Annotated in this window: 23 protein-coding genes and 1 pseudogene; 17 read left to right on the top strand and 7 right to left on the bottom strand. The window is 33.8% G+C overall.

Annotated features, from left to right (window positions below; all coding sequences use genetic code 11):
* The first annotated feature begins 65 nt into the window (after positions 1–65).
* The 3 genes from ACZZ9T_RS12110 (at position 66) to ACZZ9T_RS12100 (ending at position 1,302) form a co-directional block, all read left to right on the top strand.
* Positions 66–416 carry a YtxH domain-containing protein gene (locus tag ACZZ9T_RS12110; RefSeq protein WP_463432465.1) on the top strand — a complete coding sequence of 117 codons (351 nt, stop codon included), beginning with the start codon at positions 66–68 and terminating at the stop codon, positions 414–416.
* 77 nt (positions 417–493) lie between these two features.
* A complete protein-coding gene (locus ACZZ9T_RS12105; RefSeq protein WP_463432464.1) occupies positions 494–802 on the top strand; it encodes a phage holin family protein in 309 nt (102 codons plus the stop codon).
* 2 nt (positions 803–804) lie between these two features.
* Positions 805–1,302 (top strand): phosphoribosyl-ATP pyrophosphatase, encoded by a 498-nt coding sequence (locus ACZZ9T_RS12100; protein ID WP_463442298.1) that lies wholly within the window; start codon positions 805–807, stop codon positions 1,300–1,302.
* Positions 1,303–1,369: 67 nt separating this feature from the next.
* Here the strand turns inward: ACZZ9T_RS12100 and ACZZ9T_RS12095 are convergent, their stop codons facing one another.
* A complete protein-coding gene (locus ACZZ9T_RS12095) occupies positions 1,370–2,101 on the bottom strand; it encodes a TrmH family RNA methyltransferase (RefSeq protein ID WP_463442297.1) in 732 nt (243 codons plus the stop codon).
* Here ACZZ9T_RS12095 and tamL point away from each other — a divergent pair.
* Entirely contained in the window at positions 2,087–4,684 is a 2,598-nt protein-coding gene (gene tamL, locus ACZZ9T_RS12090) for a translocation and assembly module lipoprotein TamL (RefSeq protein WP_463442296.1), read from the top strand. The genes ACZZ9T_RS12095 and tamL overlap by 15 nt on opposite strands.
* Here the strand turns inward: tamL and ACZZ9T_RS12085 are convergent.
* Together ACZZ9T_RS12085 and ACZZ9T_RS12080 are read right to left on the bottom strand one after the other, a co-directional pair.
* Positions 4,681–5,292: a SanA/YdcF family protein gene (locus ACZZ9T_RS12085; RefSeq protein WP_463442295.1), complete on the bottom strand. Its 612-nt coding sequence runs from the start codon at positions 5,290–5,292 to the stop codon at positions 4,681–4,683. The two genes, tamL and ACZZ9T_RS12085, sit on opposite strands and share 4 nt — an antisense overlap.
* 2 nt (positions 5,293–5,294) lie before the next feature.
* A complete protein-coding gene (locus ACZZ9T_RS12080) occupies positions 5,295–6,419 on the bottom strand; it encodes a flavin reductase family protein (RefSeq protein WP_463442294.1) in 1,125 nt (374 codons plus the stop codon).
* 121 nt (positions 6,420–6,540) lie between these two features.
* Here ACZZ9T_RS12080 and ACZZ9T_RS12075 point away from each other — a divergent pair, with 121 nt between their 5' ends.
* The 10 genes from ACZZ9T_RS12075 (at position 6,541) to ACZZ9T_RS12030 (ending at position 17,875) form a co-directional block, all read left to right on the top strand.
* Positions 6,541–7,101 carry a TlpA family protein disulfide reductase gene (locus tag ACZZ9T_RS12075; RefSeq protein ID WP_463442293.1) on the top strand — a complete coding sequence of 187 codons (561 nt, stop codon included), beginning with the start codon at positions 6,541–6,543 and terminating at the stop codon, positions 7,099–7,101.
* 23 nt (positions 7,102–7,124) lie between these two features.
* Positions 7,125–8,096 (top strand): FecCD family ABC transporter permease, encoded by a 972-nt coding sequence (locus ACZZ9T_RS12070; protein WP_463442292.1) that lies wholly within the window; start codon positions 7,125–7,127, stop codon positions 8,094–8,096.
* Between the two features lie 68 nt (positions 8,097–8,164).
* On the top strand, positions 8,165–9,088 hold the full coding sequence (locus ACZZ9T_RS12065) for an ABC transporter ATP-binding protein (RefSeq protein ID WP_463442291.1): 924 nt from the start codon (positions 8,165–8,167) through the stop codon (positions 9,086–9,088).
* Between the two features lie 166 nt (positions 9,089–9,254).
* On the top strand, positions 9,255–9,704 hold the full coding sequence (locus tag ACZZ9T_RS12060) for a MarR family winged helix-turn-helix transcriptional regulator (RefSeq protein ID WP_463443001.1): 450 nt from the start codon (positions 9,255–9,257) through the stop codon (positions 9,702–9,704).
* A gap of 5 nt (positions 9,705–9,709) precedes the next feature.
* Entirely contained in the window at positions 9,710–12,103 is a 2,394-nt protein-coding gene (locus tag ACZZ9T_RS12055) for a 3-hydroxyacyl-CoA dehydrogenase/enoyl-CoA hydratase family protein (protein WP_463442290.1), read from the top strand.
* A gap of 38 nt (positions 12,104–12,141) precedes the next feature.
* Positions 12,142–12,504, top strand: coding sequence for a four helix bundle protein (locus tag ACZZ9T_RS12050; protein WP_463442289.1), 363 nt, complete (start codon positions 12,142–12,144; stop codon positions 12,502–12,504).
* A 40-nt stretch (positions 12,505–12,544) separates the two neighbouring features.
* Positions 12,545–13,723: a thiolase family protein gene (locus tag ACZZ9T_RS12045; RefSeq protein ID WP_463442288.1), complete on the top strand. Its 1,179-nt coding sequence runs from the start codon at positions 12,545–12,547 to the stop codon at positions 13,721–13,723.
* 33 nt (positions 13,724–13,756) lie between these two features.
* Complete coding sequence (locus ACZZ9T_RS12040) at positions 13,757–14,113, top strand: four helix bundle protein (RefSeq protein WP_463442287.1); 357 nt, start codon at positions 13,757–13,759, stop codon at positions 14,111–14,113.
* A gap of 48 nt (positions 14,114–14,161) precedes the next feature.
* Positions 14,162–15,943: an acyl-CoA dehydrogenase family protein gene (locus tag ACZZ9T_RS12035; RefSeq protein WP_463442286.1), complete on the top strand. Its 1,782-nt coding sequence runs from the start codon at positions 14,162–14,164 to the stop codon at positions 15,941–15,943.
* Positions 15,944–16,063: 120 nt separating this feature from the next.
* Positions 16,064–17,875: a GEVED domain-containing protein gene (locus ACZZ9T_RS12030; protein ID WP_463442285.1), complete on the top strand. Its 1,812-nt coding sequence runs from the start codon at positions 16,064–16,066 to the stop codon at positions 17,873–17,875.
* Between the two features lie 214 nt (positions 17,876–18,089).
* On the opposite strand, the gene ACZZ9T_RS12025 is transcribed toward ACZZ9T_RS12030, so the two are convergent.
* A complete protein-coding gene (locus tag ACZZ9T_RS12025) occupies positions 18,090–18,674 on the bottom strand; it encodes an outer membrane beta-barrel protein (RefSeq protein ID WP_463442284.1) in 585 nt (194 codons plus the stop codon).
* A gap of 281 nt (positions 18,675–18,955) precedes the next feature.
* Between ACZZ9T_RS12025 and ACZZ9T_RS12020 the strand changes: the two genes are divergently transcribed.
* Positions 18,956–19,402: a phosphohydrolase gene (locus ACZZ9T_RS12020; RefSeq protein ID WP_463433780.1), complete on the top strand. Its 447-nt coding sequence runs from the start codon at positions 18,956–18,958 to the stop codon at positions 19,400–19,402.
* On the opposite strand, the gene ACZZ9T_RS12015 is transcribed toward ACZZ9T_RS12020, so the two are convergent.
* Both ACZZ9T_RS12015 and ACZZ9T_RS12010 read right to left on the bottom strand, forming a co-directional pair.
* Complete coding sequence (locus ACZZ9T_RS12015) at positions 19,399–20,118, bottom strand: DUF2490 domain-containing protein (RefSeq protein WP_463442283.1); 720 nt, start codon at positions 20,116–20,118, stop codon at positions 19,399–19,401. The two genes, ACZZ9T_RS12020 and ACZZ9T_RS12015, sit on opposite strands and share 4 nt — an antisense overlap.
* Positions 20,119–20,169: 51 nt before the next feature.
* Positions 20,170–21,975: a TonB-dependent receptor plug domain-containing protein gene (locus tag ACZZ9T_RS12010; protein ID WP_463442282.1), complete on the bottom strand. Its 1,806-nt coding sequence runs from the start codon at positions 21,973–21,975 to the stop codon at positions 20,170–20,172.
* 479 nt (positions 21,976–22,454) lie between these two features.
* Between ACZZ9T_RS12010 and uvrA the strand changes: the two are divergent.
* Positions 22,455–25,240, top strand: a pseudogene (uvrA, locus tag ACZZ9T_RS12005) (excinuclease ABC subunit UvrA).
* A 9-nt stretch (positions 25,241–25,249) separates the two neighbouring features.
* Positions 25,250–25,840, top strand: coding sequence for a hypothetical protein (locus ACZZ9T_RS12000; RefSeq protein WP_463442281.1), 591 nt, complete (start codon positions 25,250–25,252; stop codon positions 25,838–25,840).
* 236 nt (positions 25,841–26,076) lie between these two features.
* Here ACZZ9T_RS12000 and ACZZ9T_RS11995 read toward each other — a convergent pair whose 3' ends face one another.
* Entirely contained in the window at positions 26,077–26,577 is a 501-nt protein-coding gene (locus ACZZ9T_RS11995) for an endonuclease V (RefSeq protein WP_463442280.1), read from the bottom strand.
* Positions 26,578–26,579 lie beyond the last annotated feature (2 nt).

Below are 26,579 nucleotides of genomic sequence, written 5' to 3'. Positions count from 1 at the left end.
ACCATTTGGTACATAAATTGTAACCTTTAGGATATAAATATTTATTAACTATTAAAAAACAAAAAATGTCTAGAAAAGAGAACAATACAGCAGGTATTTTAGCAGGACTTTTAGCAGGCGCTGCAGCCGGAGTAATCTTAGGAATGTTATATGCTCCTGAAGAAGGTAAAGAAACAAGAAAAAAGATTAAAACAAAAGCTAACGATTTAAAAGAAGAAGCTAAAAATAAATACGGAGAAGTTTCTGAAAAAGTAAAAGATCAGTATGGAAATATCTCTTCTACTTTCAAAGAAACAGCAAGTAACGTAGCCCACACTGTAAAAGATGGTTACGATAAATATAAAGATCAGATAGTATCTAAAACTACAGACATCGTAAAGGATGTAGAAACTGGTTTGAACGATCTTAAGAGATAAATAGACCTTAATTTAAATAATAAAAGGAACTTTGACCAAATTAAAGTTCCTTTTTTTGTAACTTTTAAATATAAACAATGATAGAAACTTTAAAAGAATACGCATCAAAGAGGATAGATCTGTTAAAACTTCAGGCGACAGAAAAATCTTCACTTTCGGCAGGAATTATTGCTTATCTGGTTGTATTATTAGTAGCTTTTACTTTTTTCATAATCCTTTTTAATTTTGGAGTTGCATTTCTTATCGGTAAGGCTCTCAATAATACTTCGTACGGCTTTTTAATCGTGGCAGCATTTTATTTGCTGGTTACAATTTTAGTTATTACCTTTAAAAAGAGCATTGTAAATGTTATCGCAAACAAAGTAATAGAATTTTTAAATCACTAAATATGAGCAGAAATTACAGCAGTTTGGAAGAACTGAGGAGAAAGAAAAAACTTTTGCAAAATGAAGTTCAGGATCTGGAAGGCTTATTGACATTTAAAAATACAAAAGAAAGTTTAAGTGCTTTTACCAACGGACTGAGCGATCAATATTTAAAAGAAAAAATAGATGAAGACGGCGAAGAAACTACGGTTATCAGAAAAGATGTTATTGCAAAACAACTGACTTCAGAAGTAAAAGATTTGTTTTTTAGTAGAAATACAGCAATGGGAATTGCAGGAAGCGCCTTAAAAGGAGATGCTATTGATACTGTTGTAAAAATTGCGATCACTGCATTTGTTGCGAATTATGCAAAGAAAAACATGGTCAGCTCAAACTGGAAAAAGAAAATTTTAGGAGCGGTATTAATTTACGTAGCTCCAATGGCTTTAAAATTTGTAAGGACAAAATTAGAGGCCTATCAGAAAACAAAAAGTGTATCCAGCATGGAGCAACTTATATGAGTTTGTAGAGTTTTAGAATTGGAATTTAGTTTTAAAATACACTAAACTTTCCTACTCTAAAACTCTATCACTCTCCCACATTGAAAAGTTGTCCTAAAATGATTCCGGCTGCCATAGAGACATTCAGGCTTTCTGTAGATTTGATTTTTCCGAATCTCGGGATTGAAATTTTCTTTTGAAGCAATTTTTCTGTTGTGTCACGCATTCCGTTACCTTCGTTTCCTAAAATTAAATTGAGTTTTTTAGGTTTTTCAAATGAATAGATATTTTCTCCATCCATATCTGTTCCTACATTTGTATTTTCAGTTTCAGATAAATACTCAAACAGATTGCAATAAGCAATATTCACTCTTGTGAAAGAACCCATACTTGCCTGTATTACTTTTGGATTGTAAAAATCTACCGTATCATCACTGCAAATAATCTGCTCAATCCCAAACCAGTCTGCCAAACGAATAATTGTTCCTAAATTTCCGGGATCCTGAATTCCATCTAAAACCAATTGAATATTCTGATCATCATATTTTTGTTGTTCATTCAGAACGCAAACTGCAACAGAATCTTTTGGATGTTGTAAAAAACTTATTTTTTTAAGTTCATTCTCAGTGATTTGATGAATGTTTGTTTCCTTTAAACCTAAATTTTCAGGATTCGTAGAAAATATTTCTTTAATTTTAAACTTAGAATTGGGAAGTTCGGAAATGATTTTATTCCCTTCAACCAAAAACAAATTGTATTTTTGCCTGAACTTCTTTTTATCTAAAGATTGTAAAACTTTTATTGTATGAGCTGTAAGCATTTTAAGAATTCTCCTCAAAAATATTATAAAATTCTATCATTTGCAACTGTTGTGGTTGTACTCTATGCATGCAGTACAACCAAGAAAGTACCGGAAGGTGAATTTTTACTCACCAAAAACAATTTTAATTTTGAAGATAAGAAAGAATTTTTTGATGATGAGCTGAAGAATTATGTTCAGCAGAAGCCCAATAAAAAACAATTTCTTTTCATGCCGCTCAGTCTATGGTTTCACAATGCAGCAGATCCGAAATATGATACAATCTTTAGCGAATACATGACCTACCCGAGTGAAATGAGAAATCAGAAACTCAGGGATTCACTCTTTGTAAAATACAATATGCCGGAGAGCGTTGGGAAAAGTTTATTGTGGGACAGAATTCTTCATAATTGGGGAACGCCACCTGTAATTCTGGATCAGACAAGGACAGAGAAAAGTGCACAATCTATTGAAAAAAGAATGACTTACAGAGGTTTCTGGGATTCTGAAGTTAAGTTTAAGCATGATCTAGATTCCACTGCAAAGAAAGCTGCAGTTACCTATTTTATTACTCATAACAGCCCTACAAACATCAAAGAATATTATTACAACATTCCTGATGCCGGAATTAAAAGTATATATCAGCAAAACATCAATGAAACTCTTGTAAAATCTGGAAAAGTTCTGGATCAAACAGTTCTTGAAAAAGAGGTAACCAGAATAAACGACCTCATGCGAAGAAATGGTTACTATAAATTCAATAATGCCAATGACGAAGTTTATTTTGTTGCAGATTCTTTAAAGAATAGAAAAAATATTCCGCTGACCCTAGAAATTCACAAAGATTCTGCAGATTCTCCTTATAAAGTGGCCACTATAGGAAATATTGATGTTGCAATCGTTGATGAGCCGCGTGATTTTGGCAGAAAAACAGTTAAAGACAGTCTAAGAAGAGTTAGGTTTCATAAGATGAACGACGATTACAAAACCAATTCTATCTGGAGAGCCATCATCATTGATAATAAATCTGTCTATGATCAGAATAAACTCGATTTAACAAAAAGAAACCTTATTGCAATGAACAATTTCAGTATTCTGAAAGCAAAAGATTCTTTAAGACAAGGAGGTGCAATAAAGCCTAATGACAGTATCATCGATGTATTGTACCTATTAAAACCTCTCCCAAAATATGAGCTGAAAGTGGGTACAGATATTAACTATTCTCAATTGCTGAATCTCGGAATTTCTCCGTCTGTAGATCTCACCACAAGGAATGTTTTTAGGGGTGCAGAAAACCTTTCAACAAGTCTTTCCGGAACATTTGGTTCCATCCGAAATCCTAAAAATCTGGATAGAAGAATTTTGGCCTACGAAATTTCTGCTCAGGCATCTTTGAGTTTCCCGCGTTTGTTGCTGCCTTTTAATTATTACAAATTGATTCCTAAAAGATATACACCAACATCTTCAATAGTATTGGGTACATCTATTCAGAATAATATCGGTTTGGGAAGAGTTAATTTTAATACAGGATTAAATTACTTTGCCAACGTCAATGATCAGTCATCACATAGATTAACATTGTTTAATACACTCTTCAGTTTAACTAAAAATAAAGACAGTTACTATGATTTCTTTATCAACGATGATAATATTCGTAAAGAAATATTTGCAGATTATTTTAGTTTTAATCCGCAGGTACAGCAACAGTTTAATTCCGGAGCTTTGACCAGAGATCAGGTTTCTGAGCAGATTATACAGGATGCAAGTTATGTGGGAACGCTCGATAAAGACAGAGCTGATCGATTGGTTGCTTTTTTGGGGACACTTATCAACAAAGACAGACAGACGCAGGATGTAATCATCTCATCTTTCATTTATAATTTTATCTATAACGAAATCGGAAAAAAAGATTATCCTAATGCATTTTATTTTAACGGTAAAATGGAAGTTGCGGGTAATATTCCGAGTTTATTTAATCAGAAAAGAGAAGATGACGGAGGTGTCTTGAGAAACCCTGAACGTACAATTTTCGGAATTCCTTATGCGCAGTTTGTGAAATTCGATTTTGATGTAAGAAAATATTTTAAATTCAATGGAAATCAGACGTTAGTTCTCCGTCAATTTATCGGTTTAGGAATTCCATACGGTAATTCTTCTTCAATGCCATTTGTAAGATCATATTTTAATGGCGGATCTAATGATATTCGTGCTTGGGTTGCATTTGGAGGTCTGGGTCCCGGAGGTTCTCAGGTGGATGAAAGAGTGAGAACTTATTTGATGGGAAATGTGAAGCTCACAACCAATTTAGAATATAGAATTCCTTTTAATGATATGTATGAAGGCGCAATATTTACGGATGTTGGGAATGTCTGGAATACTGAAAACAATGGTTTTGGTGATCAGTTTAAATTTAACAGATTCATTCGTGAAATGGGTGTGGGAAGTGGTTTTGGGCTGAGAGTAAATGTCGCTTATATCACGTTGAGAGTAGATTTGGCATATAAACTTTATGATCCTAATAAACCTGATGGAGAAAAATGGAGATTCAGCCAGTTTCAACCTCTAAAACCTACATTAAATATTGCGTTCGGATATCCTTTTTAATCAGGAGAAATTCCCAGCAAAAAATAAACTACAGCAATCACTCTGGCAAGTATTTCTCTGGATTGATTTCTGTAGAAACTCTGTGGTTTATTGACATCCTGGGCATCAAATCCTAAAGCATTCATATTATTATTTCTTGCAAAAAATAACGCTCGAAGATTGTGAAAACCCTGCGAAACGATAATCACATTTTTCATTTTATAAACGTCTTTGCAGCGCAAAATACTTTTGTAGGTATTGAAACCTTTAGGATCTTCAATGATTATATCTTCAGGCACACCTTCCTGATACACCAGATAATTTTTCATGGCAGCCGGTTCATCATAGCCTTTGCTTTTTTCACCACTTACAATGATTTTTTTAATCTTTCCATGATGGTAAAGCAATGCTGTAGCATCCATCCTTTTTGTAAAGTAAGGGTTGGAAACACCAGATCTCATCCTCGGCGAAGTTCCTAAAACCAAAGCTATTTCTCTTGGCGGAATTTTTGAAATTTTATTGTACGTTCTTCCGTTTGTCAAACCAAAAACCCAGACATTAGAAAGGCAGATCAAAAGAAAAACCAGTTCTATTGATGAAATAATAAGCTTAAATATGTTTCGGATCATTCTCAACTGAAATCAAAGTTAAGCTTTATTTTCTTAGTTTTTGCGATCGACATACAGGCAAGAATTTTGCCTTGCGCTTCTTCTTTTTCGGTAAGATATTCGTTTTCTAACAGCTCCACTTCTCCTTCTTCCAAAGTACATTCACAGCTTCCACATATTCCTGATTTGCAGGAATAAGGAACGGGAAATTTTTGTGTTAAAAGTTGCTGAAGAATCTTCTCACGATTATCTGATAATACCGTTTGATAATTATTCCCCAGCATTTTAAAATCTACCTGTACATTTTCAATTAACGGAAATTCTTGTTCCACAGGATAAATATCATCATTGAACTCTTCGAACAATTCAAAATGTATATTTTTTTTGGGAATTCCATGATGATAACATGCATTTGCAAGCGTTTTGATCATTTCTCCTTTTCCGCAAATTAAAACCTCGTCTACGGCATCCCAAATCGTAGATTCTTCGTCTGTATCATCCAGATGAAGAATCTGATTGATAATTAAATTCAATTTTTTTGCGTCTAATCTTCCGTAGAAAAAATGATCTGCAGTTTTTTCCTGAGAATAAAAATAGAAAATTTGCAACCTATGATGATGTTCTTGGGCAAGTTTGTCCAGAAGTTCACGATAAATGATCTCTTCAGAATTTTTATTTCCAAAAAATAAGAACAATCTTGTGCGGGGCTCGTTGTAAAGAATATTTTTAAAATGGCTGATTATAGGCGTAATCCCAATTCCGGCAGCAAAACCAATGATGGTACGGAATTCACTCGGTTTGGAAACCAATGTAAATCTACCGCTGGGTTCACTGATAAGCAATTCATCACCAATTTGATAATTTTCGTACAATTGTGAAGTGGCGCCATTCAATGAATTTATTTTTATCCCTAAAGCAATTTTTTTCTCGTACGGAGCCGATGTCATCGAATAATCATTGATCACTTCATCACCATTGGAAATGAATTTGATACTTACAAACTGCCCTGCCTCAAACTTAAATTTCTCTTTCAGATTCTCAGGAACTTCAAGCTCCATCGAAAAACTATTTTTGGTCAGGTCTTCCTTTTTAACTATTTTTAGGCGGTGAAACTGCGTCAGTTTACCTTTATAGATTTGTTGTTCCATACTTCAATTCAAAAATAAATAAAAAATAATTATGAATTTGCTGCTGATGTAATTTTATTAATTATAAAACCGGTAAGAATCAGCAATCGTATATTTCACTGTAATAAAAGAAGATTTATCTATGAAAAAAATATTTTTATCAACCCTTTTAGCTGCTACTCTTTTCAGCTGTAAAAAAGAAGCCGAAAAAACGGAAGAAAATACAGTTGTCAACGATTCGATTTCAAATGTAACTCCGGAGTCCCTTCCTGCAGCCATTACTTTGAAAACTTTAAATCCTAAACAGACAACAGATTTTTTACAGACTAAAAATGATACTCTGTATGTAACCAATTTCTTTGCAACCTGGTGTGGCCCGTGTGTAAGAGAAATTCCGCATTTCAAAGATAAAATTGCAGAATTAAAAGATCAGCCTGTAAAAATCACTTTTATAAGTTTAGATACCAAAGAGGTCTGGAATACTGAGATTCCTAAATTTGTTGATAAACAAGGCATCAGAAATAATACAATTCTTTTGGATGGCGGTTTGTTAGACGAGACTTTTTTTAAGAATAATTTTAAAAATTGGGATGGCGGTGCAATTCCTTTTACTTATATGAGGAAAGGAGATAAAACTGATGAATATTTAGGAATGATGACCTCAGAATTACTCAATTCAAAAATCAATTCATTTATCAAATAATTCTATTTGGAATTATCTTCATCATGTCTAAAAAATTTAAAATCCTGTGTTTAATATTCATCATCGCAATTGTATTTACAGCGGTTATCAATCTGAACACAGGATTTTTACATTTAAATTTTCAGGATTTTTTTCTGACTTCTGAAAACGGGCAGATTGCTGAGATTCGTGTTAATCGAGTTTTGGTCATGCTTTTGGCAGGAATTTCAATTCCTACTTCCGGATTTCTGATGCAGGAGTATTTTCAGAACCCACTTGCCGGACCGGATATCTTAGGAATCACTTCGGTTGCGAGTTTATCTGTTGCTTTTTACATTTTCTTTTCACACAGCATTTTGCTTCCCGAATTTTTGCAGAATAGTTTTTTGAGTTTATCTGCAATTATAGGAAGTTTACTTTTGATGCTCGTTTTGCTGTCATTATCTAATAAATTTCAGGATAAATCGTATTTGATTATTTTTGGATTTTTGGTTTCAGCATTTGCAGGAGCACTCGTTTCTTTATTGCAGTTTTATGCAGAAAATCAAAGTCTGAAAAATTATATATTATGGTCTTTTGGAGCCAATAATATGGTGTCCCGAAGTCAGATTATTGTGTTGTCTATTCTGGTTTTAACGGGATTAATATTCTGTTTTAAAACGATTAAGCCATTAATTGGAAATTCTCTGGGAACTTCATATGCGAAGAGTTTGGGAGTTAACTCAAACAATCTGAAGTTATTGATTATTGCTACTTCATCATTGCTTTCGGCTTCAATAACAGCATTTTTAGGGCCCGTTTTATTTATCGGAATTATTGTTCCCCACTTCTGCAGACTCATTTACAACCCCGCAAAATTATGGCAGCAGTGGATTCTGAATATGTTTTTAGGAATGCTTATCATGTTACTATTTTCTATTGCCGCAGAAAAATCTCAAATTCCATTGAATGTAATCAGTTCCGTCTTTGGAATTCCTGTAATTTTGATGATGCTTTTGAGGCAAAATAAAGTGTAAGATGAGAATAAGAATATCACAAAAATTTTTAATGATTACTAATATAATTTTATTTTTATTTAATAACAATGCACCTACAAATTAACCAAGCCAACATCGGTTATGACAAATCTTTAATTTCAAATGTCGAAGCCACTTTGAAATTAGGAGATGTATGTCTGCTCATTGGTAATAATGGTGTAGGAAAAACAACCTTAATTAAATCAATACTTCATCAAAATCCTCTATTGCAAGGAGAAATTTTAATTGATAGTAAAAATATAAAAGATTTATCTGTTAAAGAAATTGCTGAAAATATTGCAATTGTTTTTTCAAAGGCTGTGATTCCGCAGAATTATACAGTTGAAGATTTGATTTCTTTAGGAAAATATATTTATTATCCCTATTATTTTGAACTAAAAAATGAAGACAGGAAAGAAGTTGCTGATATTATTGATGAGTTAGATTTAATACAATATAAAAATACGTTGCTCCAAAATCTGTCAGATGGAAATCTTCAGAAAGCATTCATCGGAAGAGCTTTAACGCAGAATTCTGCAATCATCATTCTTGACGAGCCCACGACTCATTTGGACGAGAAAAATAAATTAATTATTCTTAAAACGCTGAGAAAACTAGCAAAAGAACAAAATAAATTAATTTTGTTTTCTTCTCACGATTGGCGATTGGCAAAAGAATTTGCGGATAAAATTTGGTACATTAAAGATCAAAAACTTTTTTCCGGCTTGGTTGAAGATGTTTTACTACAACATCATGAGCTCACCAATGTTTCACTCTTTCAAGTGAATGAAGGTTTTGCAGCACCAAAGATTTCAGCACCTGAAGTACAAAAAGAAATGCTTTACTCATTACTTCAGAAAAATTTTGAAAAAGACCTCTCAAACTTAAATTTTAAATTTGTTGGAACATTTTGGGAGATTTCTCATAATGATAAAGTATATCAATGCGAATCTTTTGAAAATATACTTAAATTAATCTCAAACATTCACTAATTCTCATTTTTTATTAAAATATCTACATACTATGCATGCATAGTATTATGCTTGTCATACATTTTAATTAGCTGTAAATCATATTGTTAACAAATTTTAATGTTAATAAATACTATGCATGCATAATATTTACTAAATTTGATAAAACCGATTAGCAAAAAATATGATGGATAATAATAAAGAAAAAACAGAAAATGTTGATCTCATTTTAAAACAGACTTGGTTGGCTGTTTCTAAAATGTACACAGAGCTTGCTCAAGAACACGATTCTACTGCTGTACAGGCCTTAACATTATTAAAAATTGATCCGAAAGAAGGTACCAGAAGTACCAATTTAGGTCCAAAAATGGCAATCGAGCCCACCTCACTTACAAGAATCATCAAACTACTCGAAGACAACGGATATATCTATAAAGAAAAAACTACTACTGACAAAAGAGAAGTCATTATTAAACTTACAGATAAAGGATTAAGTTCTCGAAATATGTCTAAAGAAGTCGTGGTCAATTTCAACAAAAAGGTGATGGAAAAAATAGCTCCTGAAAAGCTGGAGATGTTTAAAGAAGTGATGACAGAAATTATGAAAATTGCAACTGATATTAATAATAGAAAATAAATCAAATGAAAAGACGAATCAAACACGTAACGGTCTTAGGTTCAGGAATCATGGGAAGCGGTATTGCTGCACATTTTGCCAATATTGGTGTGCAGGTTTCGTTGCTCGATATTGTTCCGTTTGAATTGAATGAAACCGAACAGAAAAAAGGTTTGACCAAAGAAGACAAAGCCGTTCGTAACAGAATTGCTTCAGAAAACTTTGAAAAACTTAAGAAATCAAGTCCGGCACTACTCTATTCTCCAAAATTTGCTGAAAGAATTAAAGTAGGAAATTTTGATGATGATCTACAGAAAATAAAAGACACTGACTGGATTATTGAAGTTGTAGTGGAAAAATTGGACATTAAAAAATCGGTTTACGAAAAAATCGAGCAGTTCAGAAAACCCGGAACTTTGGTCTCTTCCAATACTTCAGGAATACCTATTCATTTTCTGATCGAAGGAAGAAGCGATGATTTTAAGAAACATTTTGCAGGGACACATTTCTTTAATCCGGTGAGATATTTGCCACTTTTAGAGATAATTCCAACGCCGGAAACTGATCCTGAAATTGCCGATTTCTATATGAATTACGGTGCAAAATTTTTAGGTAAAACAACCGTTTTAGCAAAAGATACTCCCGCATTTATCGCCAATAGAATCGGAGTTTTCTCAATGATGGATTTGCTTCACAATGTTCAGAAATTAGGTTTAAATGTTTCTGATGTAGATAAATTGACAGGTCCTGTTATTGGTCGTCCAAAATCTGCAACTTTCAGAACTGCCGATGTTGTAGGACTTGATACTTTGGTAATGGTTGCAAACGGTGTTCGTCAAAGCGGTGCAGAAGCGAATGATTTCAACAATGTTTTCGCCCTTCCTGATTATATTCAGAAAATGGTAGACAACAAATGGTTAGGATCAAAAACAGAACAAGGTTTCTATAAAAAAGTAAAAGGAGCAGATGGAAAATCTGAAATTCACGGATTAAATCTGGATACTTTAGAATACGAACTTCAGGGCAAATCTTCATTCCCTACTTTAGAATTAACGAAAAATATCGACAAACCAATTGACCGTTTTAAAGTCTTAATTGGAGGAAAAGATAAAGCTGGAGAATTATACAGAAAATCTTTAGGGGCATTATTCGCTTATGTTTCTCACAAAGTTCCGGAAATTTCTGATGAAGTGTACAAAATCGATGATGCGATGAGAGCCGGTTTCGGTTGGGAAAACGGTCCTTTCGAAATTTGGGATGCAGTTGGAGTTCAAAAAGGAATCGAATTAGCCACAGAAGCTGGTTACCAAGTTTCTGACTGGGTGAAGAATGTAGAATCTTTCTATAAAGTAAACGAGGACGGACAAAGCATTTTCTTCGACAAAAATTCAGGAAATTATAATAATATTCCGGGTCAGGAATCATTTATTATTTTAGATAATATCAGAAAAAACAAAACGCTTTGGAGCAATTCAGGTTCTTCTATTGAAGATTTAGGTGATGGAATTATCAATTTTGAAATCCGCTCTAAAATGAATTCTTTGGGAGGTGAAGTTTTAGATGGTTTAAACAGAGCCATTGATTTAGCTGAAAAAGAATACGATGGTTTGGTTATCGGAAATCAAGGAACAAACTTCTCTGTGGGAGCCAATTTAGCCATGATTTTAATGATGGCAATCGAAAAGGATTGGGATGATCTGAATATGGCAATTGCTTATTTCCAGAAATCGATGATGAGAGTTCGCTATTCATCAATTCCTGTTGTCGTTGCGCCTCACGGAATGACACTGGGTGGTGGATGCGAAATGACCATGCACGCAGACCGAGTTGTCGCAGCAGCAGAGACTTATATCGGATTAGTTGAAACAGGAGTTGGTGTAATTCCTGGTGGTGGCGGAACAAAAGAATTTGCCTTGAGAACTTCAAGAGAATTCCATAGCGATGACGTGAAAAACAACAGACTTCGTGAAGCTTTCATGAATATTGCGATGGGAAAAGTTGCCACTTCAGCTTACGAAGCTTACGATATGGGAATTCTTGAAAAAGGGAAAGATGTGGTAGTAGTTGACAAAAAACGTCAGATTATGACCGCAAAAATGATGGCGAAAAGTTTAGCAGAACACGGTTACACACAACCGATCGAACAAACTGTAAAGGTTCTTGGAAAAGATGCTTTGGGAATGTTCTACGTTGGAACCGACCAAATGTTAACCGGGAATTTTATCTCAAAGCATGACAAATTAATCGCAGATAAATTAGCTAACGTTTTGGTAGGTGGAAATCTTTCTGAGCCAACAGTGGTAACCGAACAATATCTCTTGAATCTTGAAAGAGAAACCTTCCTTCAACTATGTGGTGAAAGAAAAACTTTGGAGAGAATTCAGTTTATGTTGCAAAAAGGGAAACCGTTAAGAAATTAGATTTTATGTAGAATGTAAAAAGTATTAATGTACTCACTATGCACAATTTTAGAGACTTAGAAGTTTGGTCAAAATCGATGAAACTTTGTAAAATATTTTACACGGCTTCAAATAATTTTCCTAAAGATGAAATGTTTGGATTGACTTCTCAATCAAGAAAAAGTTTATATTCAATTCCATCTAATATTGCTGAAGGTGCAGGTCGAGATACAAATGCTCAGTTTTCACATTTTTTGAATATTGCATTAGGTTCTTCATTTGAATTTGAAACACAAATCTTAATTGCTAATGATTTAGGTTTCTTTAAAAATGATGATTTTAATGGTATCCATTCAGAGATAAAACACATCCAAAATATGTTGGCAAAATTGAAGCAAAAATTTAATACTCAAGCATTTTAACTCATAAATACATTTTACACAAATACATTAATACAACAAAATGAAACAAGCATATATCATAAAAGGGTTTAGAACTGCCGTTGGAAAAGCGCCAAAAGGTAGTTTAAGATTTACAAGACCCGACGTAATGGCGGCAACAGTTATCGAAAAACTGATGGCAGCCGTTCCGCAGTTGGATAAAAACAGAATCGACGATTTAATCGTTGGAAATGCAATGCCGGAAGCTGAACAAGGCTTAAATGTGGCGCGTTTAATTTCTTTAATGGGATTACAAACCGACAAAGTTCCCGGTGTTACTGTGAACAGATATTGCGCTTCCGGAAGTGAGGCAATTGCGATTGCATCGGCGAAAATTCAGGCAGGAATGGCAGATTGTATCATCGCAGGTGGTACAGAATCTATGTCTTACATTCCAATGGGTGGTTACAAACCGGTTCCTGAAACAGAAATTGCAAAGTCAAATCCCGATTATTATTGGGGAATGGGTTATACGGCAGAAGAAGTTGCAAAACAATTCAACATTTCTCGTGAAGAACAAGACCAGTTTGCTTTTGAGTCTCACATGAAAGCTTTAAAAGCGAATGAAGAAGGAAGATTTGCTAATCAGATCGTTTCAATCCCGGTTGAATATAATTTTTTGGATGAGAACCAGAAAATGCAAACCAAAAAATTCGATTTTTCTGTAGATGAAGGACCGAGAAAAGATACATCGATTGAAGGTTTGACAAAATTAAAACCAGTCTTTGCAAACGGAGGGTCGGTTACCGCAGGAAACTCATCTCAAATGAGTGACGGAGCTGCTTTCGTAATTGTGATGTCGGAAGAGATGGTCAAGGAATTAGGTTTGGAACCGGAAGCAAGATTAGTGGCATATGCAGCAGCAGGATTGGAGCCAAGAATTATGGGAATGGGACCAATTTATGCCATTCCAAAAGCATTAAAGCAGGCTGGTTTAGAATTAAAAGACATCGAATTGATCGAATTGAATGAAGCCTTTGCTTCTCAATCGGTTGCAATTAAAAAAGAATTAAACTTAAATCCTGATATTCTTAACGTCAACGGCGGCGCAATTGCTCTCGGTCACCCACTTGGCTGCACAGGAACAAAATTAACCGTTCAGTTGCTTGACGAAATGAGAAAACGCGGAAACAAATATGGAATGGTTTCTATGTGTGTAGGAACAGGACAAGGAGCGGCTTCAATCTTTGAGTTATTGTAGATAAAAGAACAAAGAATAAAGAGTAAAGACCAGATGAAGCATAATTTTAAGAATTTAAATATTTGGAAGCTTTCAATAGAATTAGCAAACGAAATTTATATTCTTACAGATAGTTTTCCAAAAAACGAAGAATTTGGACTTAAATCTCAGATTAGAAGATGTTCAGTTTCCATCGCTTCTAATATTGCTGAAGGTTCAAGCAGAACTTCTAACAAAGATTTTAATCGTTTTTTAGAAATCAGTCTTGGCTCTCTTTATGAATTGCAAACTCAAATAATAATTTCTTCAAACAGAAATTATTTTGAGAAATCTAAACTTGAAAATATAGAAATTAAAATCACAGAATTGCAGAGAATGATTTCTGGCTTCCAAAAAACCTTAAAGTTGTAAGTCTTTATTCTTTTCTCTTTATTCTTCAATCTAAAAAAAAACAAAACAATGAGTGATACACTTAATAAATCATTAAAAGGAGGAGAATTCTTAATCAAAGAAACTCCTGCAAAAGAAATCTTCACTTTAGAGGAACTGTCAGAAGAACAAAAAATGCTTCGTGATTCTGCAAAAGAATTTATCGATAGAGAAGTCATTCCTCAAAAAGAAAGATTTGAGCATAAAGATTATGCTTTAACAGAGGAGAAGATGCGTCAGTTGGGTGAGATGGGACTTCTTGGAGTTGCCGTTCCCGAAGAATACGGCGGTCTTGGAATGGGCTTTGTGAACACCATGTTGGCTTGCGATTATTGTTCGGGAGCAAATGGATCATTAGCAACAGCTTACGGAGCTCACACAGGAATCGGAACACTTCCTATCCTACTCTACGGAACTGAGGAGCAAAAGCAAAAATATCTTCCGGATCTGGCGACAGGAACTAAATTTGGAGCATATTGTTTGACTGAACCAGATGCAGGTTCTGACGCAAATTCAGGAAAAACAAAAGCAAAATTGTCTGAAGATGGAAAACATTATATCATCAACGGACAAAAAATGTGGATTTCAAATGCAGGTTTTGCAGAGATTTTCATTGTTTTTGCTAAAATTGACGACGATAAAAACATTACAGGCTTCATTGTTGAAAAAGAAGGAACTGAAGGACTTTCTTTTGGTGAAGAGGAGCATAAGTTAGGAATCCGTTCGTCTTCTACAAGACAGGTATTCTTTAATGATATGAAAGTTCCTGCTGAAAATCTTTTAGGTGAAAGAAACAACGGTTTCAAAATCGCTCTGAATGCTTTGAATGTGGGCAGAATTAAATTAGCTGCTGCAAACCTTGACGGACAAAGAAGAATTTTAAATCATTCCCTGCAATATTCAAATGAAAGAAAGCAGTTTGGAGTTTCTATTTCGACTTTCGGAGCTATCAGAAAAAAAATAGCGGAAATGGCGACCGGAATTTTCGTATCTGAAGCAGGTTCATACAGAGCCGCAAAAGATGTAGAAGATAAAATTGCAGAATTGGTTGCAGGTGGAATGAATCACCAACAAGCAGAATTGAAAGGTGTTGAAGAATTTGCGGTGGAAGCTTCTATTCTGAAAGTTTTCGTTTCAGATCTTACACAACATACTGCCGATGAAGGAATTCAGATCTATGGCGGAATGGGATTCTCGGAAGATATGCCGATGGAAGCAGCCTGGAGAGATTCTAGAATTGGAAGAATCTATGAAGGAACCAACGAGATCAACCGTTTACTTTCTGTTGGAATGTTAATCAAAAAAGCGATGAAAGGCGAATTGGATTTACTTTCTCCTGCAATGGCGATTTCTAAAGAATTAATGGGAATCCCAAGTTTTGAAGTTCCTGATTATTCTGAATTGATGAGTGAAGAAAAGTCGATTTTGGCAAATCTCAAAAAAGTATTTTTAATGGTTGCCGGAGCAGCTCTTCAGAAATTCATGATGGATATTGAGAAACAACAACATTTATTGTTGAATGCTTCAGAAATTTTAAATCAGATTTATTTAGCAGAATCTGCGGTCTTAAGAGCTGAAAAACATTTTTCTGCAGAGTCTGTTGAAGTTGCCATGGCACAGCTTAATCTTTATAAAGCAGTAGAAAAAATCATTGTTGCTGCCAAAGAAGGAATTATTTCTTTCGCAGAAGGCGACGAACAGAGAATGATGCTTTCGGGATTGAGAAGGTTTACAAAATACACCAACAACCCTAATGTAGTTGCTTTAACTGAAAAAGTTGCTGCTCATTATATTGCAAAAGGATCTTATTAGTCTTTTACATATAATTTAATTCCAAAACGTCTCATTTTTTGAGACGTTTTGTATTATAATGAATATTATTTATTATTTTTGTTAAAAAATCAATATTAATTCTTTTAAAAACTACTTACAATGAAAAAAAATTTATTAATCTTTGGAATTCTTTTAAATGTTTTCTCCCTCTCAAATGCCCAAGATTTTTGTGCGACTGATGAAATACAAAAAAGATTAGAATCTAAAAATCCCTCGCTTATAAAAGAGAGAGAAGATGCCGAAAAAAAAATGCTTTCTCTGGATATTAAAAATTTTTTAAGTTCAAGAAAAATTAAAACAGATGTATCTGGAAAATATGTGGGGCCAATTTATACAATACCTGTGGTCGTTCATATTATAGTTCCCAATGGTGAAGCTCTTGGCAGTGAGTTTAATCCATCAGATGCACAAATTCAAACATGGATCAATAATACAAATGCAATATTTGCAACTACCAAGGGTGGAATCTTCTCTGCTGAAGGGGTTGGAAATAATGACGGTACAGTTATTCCTTTCCAACTTGTTTTAGCTAAAAGAAAGAAAGATTGCACTGCGACAACAGGGATAGTAAGATATGATGGCAGCTCTTTGGCAAACTACGCTACTTATGGTGTTAATATAAATAATAATACGGGGGTATCAAGGGATCAGATTACAAGTTTAGCACCTCACTGGTCAGAATCATCATATTATAACATATATGTTGTTAAAGGATTTGACGGAAATTTCGCTTACACAGCAAAGAATGGTTTTGCAGGTTTCCCCAACTCTGCTAATTCAGATTATCATGCTTTTATGAAAAGCGGCTTAGTCACTGGAACCAGTGATTTTAGTTTAGGAATTTTGCCCCATGAAATGGGACATTCATTAGGATTACTGCATACTTTTAGTGGCAATGGAACTGTGTGTTCAACTAACAATAATTGTGATATTGATAATGATAAAGTTTGTGATACTTCTCCTAACACTGCTTATCTAAATCCTCTTCCTGATAATACTATGATTAACCCATGTACCAACCAGGTGTATGATGGCATACAGTACAATATGATGAGCTATAATAGCAGTAGAAAATTTACTACGGGGCAAAGAGATAGAGCGCTTGTACAGTTTTTAGCATATAGAGAAAATCTCACTCAATCTTTAGGAGCCACTGATATTGTGACTAATCCTGGAATTGGCGGCTTATCAGCTACCAGCTGTACAATAGCAAATCCCAATAATAGTATTAATTATGGTAAAGGTCCAAGACTGGTTAAATTAGGAACGATAAATAATATAAGTGGCGGTAGAGATTCAGGCAATGATATTTATTATACTGACTATTCTATTGAAAATTGTATTAACCCCGGAGCATATACTGATCTTACAATAGGACAAAGTTATACACTCCAGGTAAATATTAAAGGCAATCCTCAATACATCCAGGCTTGGATAGACTATAACAATAATGGTTCTTTTGAAGCATCTGAATTGGTTGCAACATCATTAACACAGGTTCCTACACCTAATGGCTTTGCAAGTGATGCTGTATGGATGTCCCAAATAACACCTCCTGCTACTGCTACACTTAATACCCCGCTACGATTTAGAGTAAGAGCCAGCGGAGAAACAGGAGCTTGTACAACACCTTCTCAAGGACAGGTGGAAGACTATACGGTCATTCTTAAACAATCATCTGTTTTAAAAACTTATGAAAAGGTAGCAAACAATAAATTTGTTATTACCTATTCTAAAGATGAAAACAAATTGATAAGCAATAAGGTAATTGGCGATTATAAAATCTATGATATGTCCGGTAAACTGATGCAGTATGGAAACAGTAGGTCAAAAGAAATTAATCTTAATTTTAACTTACAAGGGACATACATTATTTCTAACGATAAATACAATACTAAATTTAATAAATAACGACAACATTATTTAAACCAAAACGTCTCATTTTTGAGGCGTTTTTTTTATGCTGTCTAATATCTAAAGAATCTTCTGATTATTTATTGTACTTATCTATCTTTTGACCACTATACAAATCAGTGGGAAAATTCATTATTCTGCTTTCTTATTTTGTAAATATAAAAGCCGTCTCAATTGAGACGGCTTTATGATATAAATGCTTATCTATTTCTTATTTACCAAGTTTGAAATTCTTAGAAATCCCTACATTAATAGATTTACCAAAAGAAAAATCGAATGTACTTGTTTTTAGATCAGAATTCTTATCGTTTAAATTGTTGTATCCAATACCTCCGATATTAAAGTTGAGTCCGAAACTATTCTTAAAATTAATGAATAGAGCGGGTGTAAACTGTACATATATCCCGTTAGCTTTAGTAACAATATCCTGATCCAGCAATGTCTGTGTAGTTTTCTGACCTTGATATCCAACCCCTAAGTCGCCATATATGGCAAAAGTTTCATTAAAAGGTTGGGCATACCTTACAAATGCTCCTATTTTATCGGTATTTTTTTTATAAACATCCGATATTTTATCGCTTCCCCAAAAAGAATTAATACCAGCAGTCCAATGGTCTGCAAACTGATACCCTATTGTCGGCGAAAATTCGAACTTATTTGAAGTATTTGAATCATTGAGATCATTAGTATCCTTGGTAGAGCTATATGCTATATTACCTCCAACTAATAATGTGTTTTTTTGGGCACTTACCAACCCGAAAAGGGCAACAGCCCCAGTCAAAATCAATTTTTTCATAAATGTGTTTTTAATTTAAGCGACAAATTTAAATAATTTTATATTGATGAGGAATATTTTTTTATGATTTTAATCATGTTTTAATGAGGCTTTCTTTCACTTATAGTTAAAATAATTACTGCCTGTTATTTTTTTACTGTTTTCGGTTTATCTTCAAAAAGCAATAACTCAATTACTTAATTAAAATATAAAAGGCAAACGTAAATATTCTGCAAAATAATATTAAAAAAATGTCTCAGATTTTAAGGCATTTTCTATTTTTGTATTCTACTTTAGATACAATGACAAAAGAAGAACTTCTACATAAAGCGATAAAAATTGCAGATAAAGCACACAAAGGTCAAAAAGACAAATATCATGCTCCATACATCGCTCATGTAATGCGTGTGATGGAATATGGGAAAACGATGGACGAAAAAATTGTAGGAGTTTTGCACGATGTAGTAGAAGACAATCCACAGGATTTCAGTATAGATTATCTACGTGATGAGGGGTTTCCCGAATACATTCTTTATGCGATCAGCTGTCTTACAAAATATGATCCTGATGAATTATATGATGACTTTGTAAAACGAACAGAAAGATCTCCACTTTCTGTTGCAGTAAAGCTTAATGATCTGCGGGATAATATGGATCTAAGAAGAGTAAACCGTGAGCTTACATCAAAAGATATTCAGAGATTCAATAAATATTTAAAAGCTTACCGATATTTATCAGAGAAATATTAATCTGCTCCCGGGAAATGATATGTTTTCGTTTCCTCACCTTTTGCTCCGTCAATATTGATGTTGAGAGCTAAGTAAACAAAGTGCACGTTTTTATTTCCTTTTGCATCAAATTCTCTTTGCCAGAGATAACCGCTCACAATACCGAATGTTTCGTCAGCCTGATATCCAAAACCACCATATAATCTGTTTCGGGCAAATGTAGGCTTCATAGGTGTTACAAAGAAAACTTCATCGTAAACATTGGCAAATAAAGTTCCTGGCTCTATTTTTTTGGCATTTAAAGGCACTGAAATATTCAATCGGTAACGATAACGCATTCTATCAGAATTTTTACCGGTTTTGGGTTCATAAAACCATGATTTCTCTGCTCTGAAACGATTTTCGAATTTTACAATTCCTTTTCTGAAATCAATGACATCCTGTAACCACACTCTGAACTCTTCTTTATCAATTGCGTGATTTTTGTATGTTGCATATCTTCCTAAACCAACAAATGGTTTGTGATTTTTAGTCAAATTATATCCTAAACCACCTTTGATTTCGTAATAATCGGGATAAGTGTATTCTTCGATACCTCTCATTTGACCTTCTGCATATAAGAAAAATTTCGGATGGAATTTATAAGTCACAGTCAATGCATTGAAAGAAGAAATATGCTCCTGAGCATTAAAAAAAGCTGCCATCAAAACTAAACCAAGACTTGTAATAAACTTCATCCGAAAAATTTTTGCAAAAATAAACGAATTAACAGTACCGTAATATTAAGTTTACTTAATATTAATATTGTAAGTAAATCCTAGGTGAAACCATCTTTGTGGCATCGGTAAACCAAAAGTTTCTGTATAATCCGAATTAGTCACATTATTCACTAAAATATATACAGAAAAATCATTTTTATTAAAGCTCAGTTTCTCATCCAGAAGATGGTAGCTTCCTAAATTTACACGATCGTTGTATCTGTAAACCAATTCATTGGTAAAGTAAGTAAGAAATTTAGTCTGTAATTTGGTGACAACCTGATGTTTTAGATTATCAAGCACATATCTTGAGACAAATTGATTTTGTTGCTTAAATTCTGTATCTAAATAAGTATATCCAAAAGAATATTTCAACCATGATGTTAGTTGATGATTAATTTCCAATTCCACACCTTTTGTATCTATCGCTCCAACATTTTGTGCGTACCAGATTGGGTCTTGTAACGAGTTTTTCACCCAGTCAATAGCATTTTTTGAATTTCTCATGAAACCACTCGCTTTAATGAGAATTCCATTTCTTTGAAATTGATATCCAAGTTCTGCCGAGACAGCATTTTCAGGAACTAAATTTTCATTACCCTTCTCTGTTTTACTGGTGTAATATAAATCTGTAAACGTCGGAACTCTATGAACTTTGGAGATGTTTCCGTAAATTTTATGGTTTGAATTAAAATCAAATCCCACATCTAACCCCGGATAAAAGAAGTTTCCTTCGTTAGAATAATTTGCCCAGGAAATTCCCGGTGTAATATTCAATTTTTGATCTAAAAGAGAAAAGTGATGTTCAAAAAAGACCTGAGAAACAAATCTTTCTCTCTGTCCCAAATTATTACTTGCCAGAAACTCTTTCCTCAGCTCAACTCCTAAACCTGTTGTTCCCAAGCTTGAAGTATAGCTGGAATTTACTTCTCCGCCTACGTTATTCCCGATATGCATATTTCTGTAAATCTCAGGCTTTTCTCTGTTAAACAGATACATATCTTGCCCTCTTCGCCAGTAAACATTGGAGTTGAATTTAAATTTCCCAAAACTTTGCTGATGAGCCAGACTTACAATAGAAGCCTGAAGCTCTTCATACTGTTCAGTGGCATTGGGTGAAGAATAAAAGCCGTTTGCTCCAAATTTTTTCTCAGAAAACCCTGCTTGCAATCGTATGTTTCCACCTTTAATTTTTAATTGATTCTGATAGAAAACATTTCTTATTTCAAAATCCGTGTTATGTCTGTAACCTTGTGAAGAATTCGAGTTGGCCTGTAATAAATTTGAAAACTTTTCATTTCCAAAATTGGCATTTAGTCCTAATCCATAGGTTTCATAATCGCCCGCTTCCGCTCTTATCTTCACTCTTTTACCGGGATTGGCTTTCGTAATAATATTGATTGCTCCTGCAAAAGCATTCTGCCCGAAACGTCTTGCTGCAGGACCCTTGATGATTTCTATTCTCTCAACATCTTCCAGATCTACAGGTATATTCAGTGAGTTATGACCGGTTTGAGAGTCATTCATTCTTATCCCATTAAGAAGCAAAAGAACCTGTTCAAAAGAACTTCCACGAAAGCCAATATCACTCTGTACCCCATTTGCTCCTCTCCTTCTGATATCCATTCCCGGAATCTGCTGAAGAATTTCATCGATGCTGGTTGAGGGTGAATTTAAAATATCTGCTTTTGTAATCACAGAAATATTTTGATTGGCATTTTTATAAGGTGTTGAAATAAATTTCCCCTGAATTTCCAGAGAATCAATTGCTGAAATTTTTTCCTGTGCATTGACTAAATTCCCAAGAAATAAAATGGCTACTAATCTTTTAATCATATTGATGAGTTTCTCGTATTATCAAAAGCCAAAAGTACACGAGTTCTGCGAAAATCAGAAATGATTCTTATCATAAAAAAAGACACAGAAATCTGTGTCTTTTTTGAGGGGCAATACGGGAAAATTTTATCTTTTGTTCATCAAATATGTAATAAAGTGTTTAAACAATGTTTTCATATTTTTAAGATTTTATGGTATATGCAATTTACGTATAATTCAAACATAAAACAATATGTTAGAACAAAATGCATTTACTTTTTTTAAAATATTTCTGACAGAATTGATAATTAAGGAATTAAATTTTAACATGGTCAAAAAAAATGTTAACAAAGTGAATTATTGTTTCAAATTTTAACAGATCTGCTGAAAAATATTTTGAATTCTTGATGCATAAAAGTCATATGACATTCAAAATCGCATTAAAATTACTTCAAAAATTACAATTTAAAATTCGTATTTTTGTTAGTCTTAATTTTACTATGACTCCACTTACAGAAATAGATATAAAAAAGCAGGTTTTCGTTAAAAACGCACATCTTAACAACCTGAAACACATCGATGTATTAATTCCTAAGAATAAATTGATTGTCATTACAGGAGTTTCCGGAAGCGGAAAATCTTCTTTGGCTTTCGACACCATTTATGCTGAAGGACAAAGACGTTATGTAGAAAGTTTGAGCTCTTACGCCCGTCAGTTTTTAGGCAAGCTTGAAAAGCCAAAAGTTGATGACATCAAAGGTTTAGCACCATCGATTGCGATTCAGCAAAAAGTAATCTCCTCCAATCCTCGTTCTACTGTAGGAACTTCTACGGAAATCTACGATTACATGAAGCTGCTTTTTGCAAGAATCGGGCGAACTTTTTCTCCGGTTTCTGGCGAGGAAGTGAAAAAAGATTCGGTTTCAGATGTTATTGACTACATTAAATCGGCAAAAAAAGAGACCACATTTCTACTGACAGTTCCTTTGCAATATGATATTGAAAATTTTACAGAAAATTTAAATATTCTAAAACTTGCAGGATTTACGAGACTTGAAGTTAACGGAAACGTTGCAGGTATTGAAGATCTGGAAAGCTTTGGCTTTATACCTTCAAAAGAAATGATCATTAATCTTGTTATTGACCGCTTTTCATATGAAGACGATGAGAGTTTTCTTCAGCGTTTGGCAGATTCAATTCAAATGGCTTTTTATGAAGGTCGGGGATATTGTTCATTGAAAAATATACAGACCGCAGAAAAGAAAGATTTCTCTAATAAATTTGAAATTGACGGACTTGAATTTCTTGAGCCGAATGTTCATTTTTTCAGTTTTAATAATCCTTATGGTGCTTGTCCGACCTGTGAAGGTTATGGAAAAGTGATAGGAATTGACGAAGATTTAGTCATTCCTAATAAGGCGCTATCTGTTTTTGAAGATGCTGTTGCATCATGGAGAGGCGAAACGATGAGCGAATGGAAAAAAGATTTCATTAAAAAAGCCAAAGAATTCCCAATTCATAAGCCTTATCATCAATTAACGAAAGAGCAGAAAAATTATCTCTGGAAAGGTGACGGCAGCAAAACGTTCCCCTCTTTGAATAATTTCTTCAATATGCTGGAGGAAAATCTGTATAAAATCCAATACCGTGTCATGTTGTCCCGTTATCGTGGAAAAACGCTTTGCCCTACCTGTGAAGGTCTGCGTTTGCGTGAAGAGACCACTTGGGTAAAAATAGACGGTCTCAATATTCAATCAATGATTGAGCTTCCTCTGGATGAATTGTCACCGATGATCAGCAACCTGCACCTTTCTCAGCACGACAAAGACATTGCCAAAAGATTATTATACGAAATTACCACCCGACTTGATTTTTTACTGAAAGTAGGTTTAGGATACTTATCAATTAACAGAACTTCAAATACACTTTCGGGAGGTGAAAGTCAGAGGATTAACCTTGCAACAAGTTTAGGAAGTTCTTTGGTGGGTTCTATCTATATTTTAGATGAACCGTCAATTGGATTACACTCTCGCGACACTGAAAATTTAATCGTAGTTTTAAAAAATCTTCGGGATCTGGAAATACCGTAATTGTTGTAGAACATGATGAAGATGTAATGCGTGCCGCCGATTATATTATCGATATCGGTCCGGAAGCAGGTTATCTCGGTGGTGAATTGGTTTTTGCAGGCGATTATAAAGAATTAAAGGATGCAGATACGCTGACTTCAAAATATTTAACAGGAAGATTGGAAATTAAAGTTCCTGAAAAACGCAGAAAAGCTAAAGAATTTATTCACATAAAAGGTGCAAGAACCAATAATCTTAAAAATATTGATGTTGATGTTCCTTTAGAAAGTCTGGTTGTTATATCAGGAGTTTCAGGGAGTGGAAAATCTACTTTGATGAAGGAAATCCTGACCAATGAGATTCAGATTCAGTTGGGAATGGGCGGAAAAAAAGGTGATTATGATTCTGTGGAATTTCCAAAAAAACTGGTGAAAAATATTGAATTAATTGATCAAAATCCAATAGGAAAATCATCACGTTCAAACCCTGTCACGTATTTGAAAGCATATGATGATATCAGAGATCTGTATTCGAAACAGAAGGTTTCGAAAATGATGGGTTATAAGCCAAAGCATTTCTCATTTAATGTCGACGGCGGAAGATGTGACGAATGTAAAGGTGAAGGCGTGATCAATGTTTCGATGCAGTTTATGGCGGATATTGAACTTGAATGTGAAGTTTGCAAAGGAACCCGCTTTAAAAATGAAATTCTTGAAGTGAGATTTGACGAAAAAAACATTTCAGATATTCTTCACATGACACTTGATGAAGCATTGGCATTTTTCAGAGAAAATAAAGAAGATAAAATCGCAACAAAACTGACTCCGCTTCAGGAAGTTGGTTTGGGATATTTGCAACTCGGACAAAGCTCTTCTACCCTTTCCGGCGGTGAAGCGCAACGTGTGAAACTTGCATCATTCCTGGTAAAAGGTGTGACGACTGATAAAACTTTATTCATTTTTGATGAGCCTTCCACCGGATTACATTTCCATGATATTCAGAAATTATTAAAATCTCTTCAGGCATTAATTGAATTAGGACATTCTGTGATTGTCATTGAACATCAACCCGATATCATGAAATCTGCAGATCACATCATCGACATAGGCCCCGAAGCCGGAAAACATGGCGGAGAAGTAGTTTTTGCAGGTACTCCGGAAGATTTAGCCAAGAATAAGAAGTCGCACACGGCAAAGTATATTGCTGAGAAGTTGTAAGTCTATTCTATGAAAATTTTCTTTTTCATACTGATAACTTTAATTATTTCATCCTGTAAAAATGATGATAAGAAAAGTATTGAGGAGAAAGTTTTCATCGTTTCTAAATTTAATAATGATATTGAAAAACGTGTTCAGGAATCACTTGTTAAAAATTCTGAAATATCGATTATTAAACAACCAAAATTGTATGATTATCCTAAAGGAATATTTAATTTTATTTTTTTGAAAGATGGTTCCGTCTTGTACTATCAAGAAGAATTATTTACAATAATGTGTGGAAATGGATTAGAAAACTTAAAACCTATTAAAAGAACATTGTCCAAAGACAGTTTACGAAAAATTCAGTTTAGAGAAATTTTGAATTTTGTAAAAGAAAAAACTGTAGATAAAGAATTGAAAAATAATTGGGTTAGTTTAAATCATTTATCTTTTTCATTTGAGAATGATACGATTAAGAATTTTGATGTTTATAAATTGTTGCAAGATATCGACAGTTTAGGTTATCATTCTTATAATGTTAGAAGGATAGCACCTTTGAAAGTGAAGCTATTACATATAAACATCAATAGAACCTTATCCACAAAAAAATGTGGATAACCTGTTAATTTTAACATTAAATTCATTTTGTATATTAAAAATATCCTTACATTTACTATGTAATAAAACTGAAATGAAATCAATTTTTGCTCTCTTCGTTTTCGGAATTGCAATTAAATTTGAAATAAATTTAAAGCACAGCATCGTCGGCTGTGCTTTTTTGTTGTTGTCTAATTAAAAAAAAAATGAGATTATCTACTGGATCCGCCTCTAAAGGGCGGATTCTTTTATTGATATCATTCTCTGGTCAATTGGTCAAGTTTCTTCAGCAAAGTTGGCATTCTATAAGCGCCGTGCATTTGCTGTATTGTCGGTTTTACTTCATCTACATCAATTCCCAATGCAGTAATAAATAAAGGAGTTTTGCTTTCTCCCCGAAAAACTTCTCTCCGCTTTGAATCTGGCGATGAAAATTCATTCTTCGCAATTCCGATGATTGGAATTTTTTTATGAAGTTCTTCATAAAGATAACCTCCTAAACCGATTTTCCCGTCATCATTTAATGTAACGTAACCATCTACAATGATGATGTCGTTGTATTCTAATTCAATCTTTTTCAAAAGACTTAAAATGCAGGGAAGTTCTCTTCTGTAAAATTCACCACTTTTATAATCTGAACTGATTTTAGTTTTTTCGGTGAAAATTTTTGTTTCTTTTTCAGAGGTCCAGTCTTCAAATGAAATACAGACGGTTTTTGCAGAATCTTCGTAATAATAAGTATCAAAAGCGTAAATCATCA

The organism is Chryseobacterium sp. AC417 (assembly GCF_979258215.1).
The sequence above is the reverse complement of the archived record's forward strand: the minus strand, read 5'-3'. Positions and strand labels throughout refer to the sequence as shown.

Excerpts from the sequence above, each read along its gene's own strand:
- ACZZ9T_RS12035 (WP_463442286.1), top strand. The coding sequence starts at position 14,162 with ATGAGTGATACACTTAATAAATCATTAAAAGGAGGAGAATTCTTAATC.
- ACZZ9T_RS12010 (WP_463442282.1), bottom strand. The coding sequence starts at position 21,975 with ATGATTAAAAGATTAGTAGCCATTTTATTTCTTGGGAATTTAGTCAAT.
- ACZZ9T_RS12050 (WP_463442289.1), top strand. The coding sequence starts at position 12,142 with ATGCACAATTTTAGAGACTTAGAAGTTTGGTCAAAATCGATGAAACTT.
- ACZZ9T_RS12000 (WP_463442281.1), top strand. The coding sequence starts at position 25,250 with ATGAAAATTTTCTTTTTCATACTGATAACTTTAATTATTTCATCCTGT.
- ACZZ9T_RS12070 (WP_463442292.1), top strand. The coding sequence starts at position 7,125 with ATGTCTAAAAAATTTAAAATCCTGTGTTTAATATTCATCATCGCAATT.
- ACZZ9T_RS12015 (WP_463442283.1), bottom strand. The coding sequence starts at position 20,118 with ATGAAGTTTATTACAAGTCTTGGTTTAGTTTTGATGGCAGCTTTTTTT.
- ACZZ9T_RS12080 (WP_463442294.1), bottom strand. The coding sequence starts at position 6,419 with ATGGAACAACAAATCTATAAAGGTAAACTGACGCAGTTTCACCGCCTA.
- ACZZ9T_RS12110 (WP_463432465.1), top strand. The coding sequence starts at position 66 with ATGTCTAGAAAAGAGAACAATACAGCAGGTATTTTAGCAGGACTTTTA.
- ACZZ9T_RS12060 (WP_463443001.1), top strand. The coding sequence starts at position 9,255 with ATGGATAATAATAAAGAAAAAACAGAAAATGTTGATCTCATTTTAAAA.
- ACZZ9T_RS12055 (WP_463442290.1), top strand. The coding sequence starts at position 9,710 with ATGAAAAGACGAATCAAACACGTAACGGTCTTAGGTTCAGGAATCATG.
- ACZZ9T_RS12030 (WP_463442285.1), top strand. The coding sequence starts at position 16,064 with ATGAAAAAAAATTTATTAATCTTTGGAATTCTTTTAAATGTTTTCTCC.
- ACZZ9T_RS12095 (WP_463442297.1), bottom strand. The coding sequence starts at position 2,101 with ATGCTTACAGCTCATACAATAAAAGTTTTACAATCTTTAGATAAAAAG.
- ACZZ9T_RS12085 (WP_463442295.1), bottom strand. The coding sequence starts at position 5,292 with ATGATCCGAAACATATTTAAGCTTATTATTTCATCAATAGAACTGGTT.
- ACZZ9T_RS12025 (WP_463442284.1), bottom strand. The coding sequence starts at position 18,674 with ATGAAAAAATTGATTTTGACTGGGGCTGTTGCCCTTTTCGGGTTGGTA.
- ACZZ9T_RS11995 (WP_463442280.1), bottom strand. The coding sequence starts at position 26,577 with ATGATTTACGCTTTTGATACTTATTATTACGAAGATTCTGCAAAAACC.
- ACZZ9T_RS12045 (WP_463442288.1), top strand. The coding sequence starts at position 12,545 with ATGAAACAAGCATATATCATAAAAGGGTTTAGAACTGCCGTTGGAAAA.
- tamL (WP_463442296.1), top strand. The coding sequence starts at position 2,087 with ATGAGCTGTAAGCATTTTAAGAATTCTCCTCAAAAATATTATAAAATT.
- ACZZ9T_RS12020 (WP_463433780.1), top strand. The coding sequence starts at position 18,956 with ATGACAAAAGAAGAACTTCTACATAAAGCGATAAAAATTGCAGATAAA.
- ACZZ9T_RS12105 (WP_463432464.1), top strand. The coding sequence starts at position 494 with ATGATAGAAACTTTAAAAGAATACGCATCAAAGAGGATAGATCTGTTA.
- ACZZ9T_RS12040 (WP_463442287.1), top strand. The coding sequence starts at position 13,757 with ATGAAGCATAATTTTAAGAATTTAAATATTTGGAAGCTTTCAATAGAA.
- ACZZ9T_RS12100 (WP_463442298.1), top strand. The coding sequence starts at position 805 with ATGAGCAGAAATTACAGCAGTTTGGAAGAACTGAGGAGAAAGAAAAAA.
- ACZZ9T_RS12065 (WP_463442291.1), top strand. The coding sequence starts at position 8,165 with ATGCACCTACAAATTAACCAAGCCAACATCGGTTATGACAAATCTTTA.
- ACZZ9T_RS12075 (WP_463442293.1), top strand. The coding sequence starts at position 6,541 with ATGAAAAAAATATTTTTATCAACCCTTTTAGCTGCTACTCTTTTCAGC.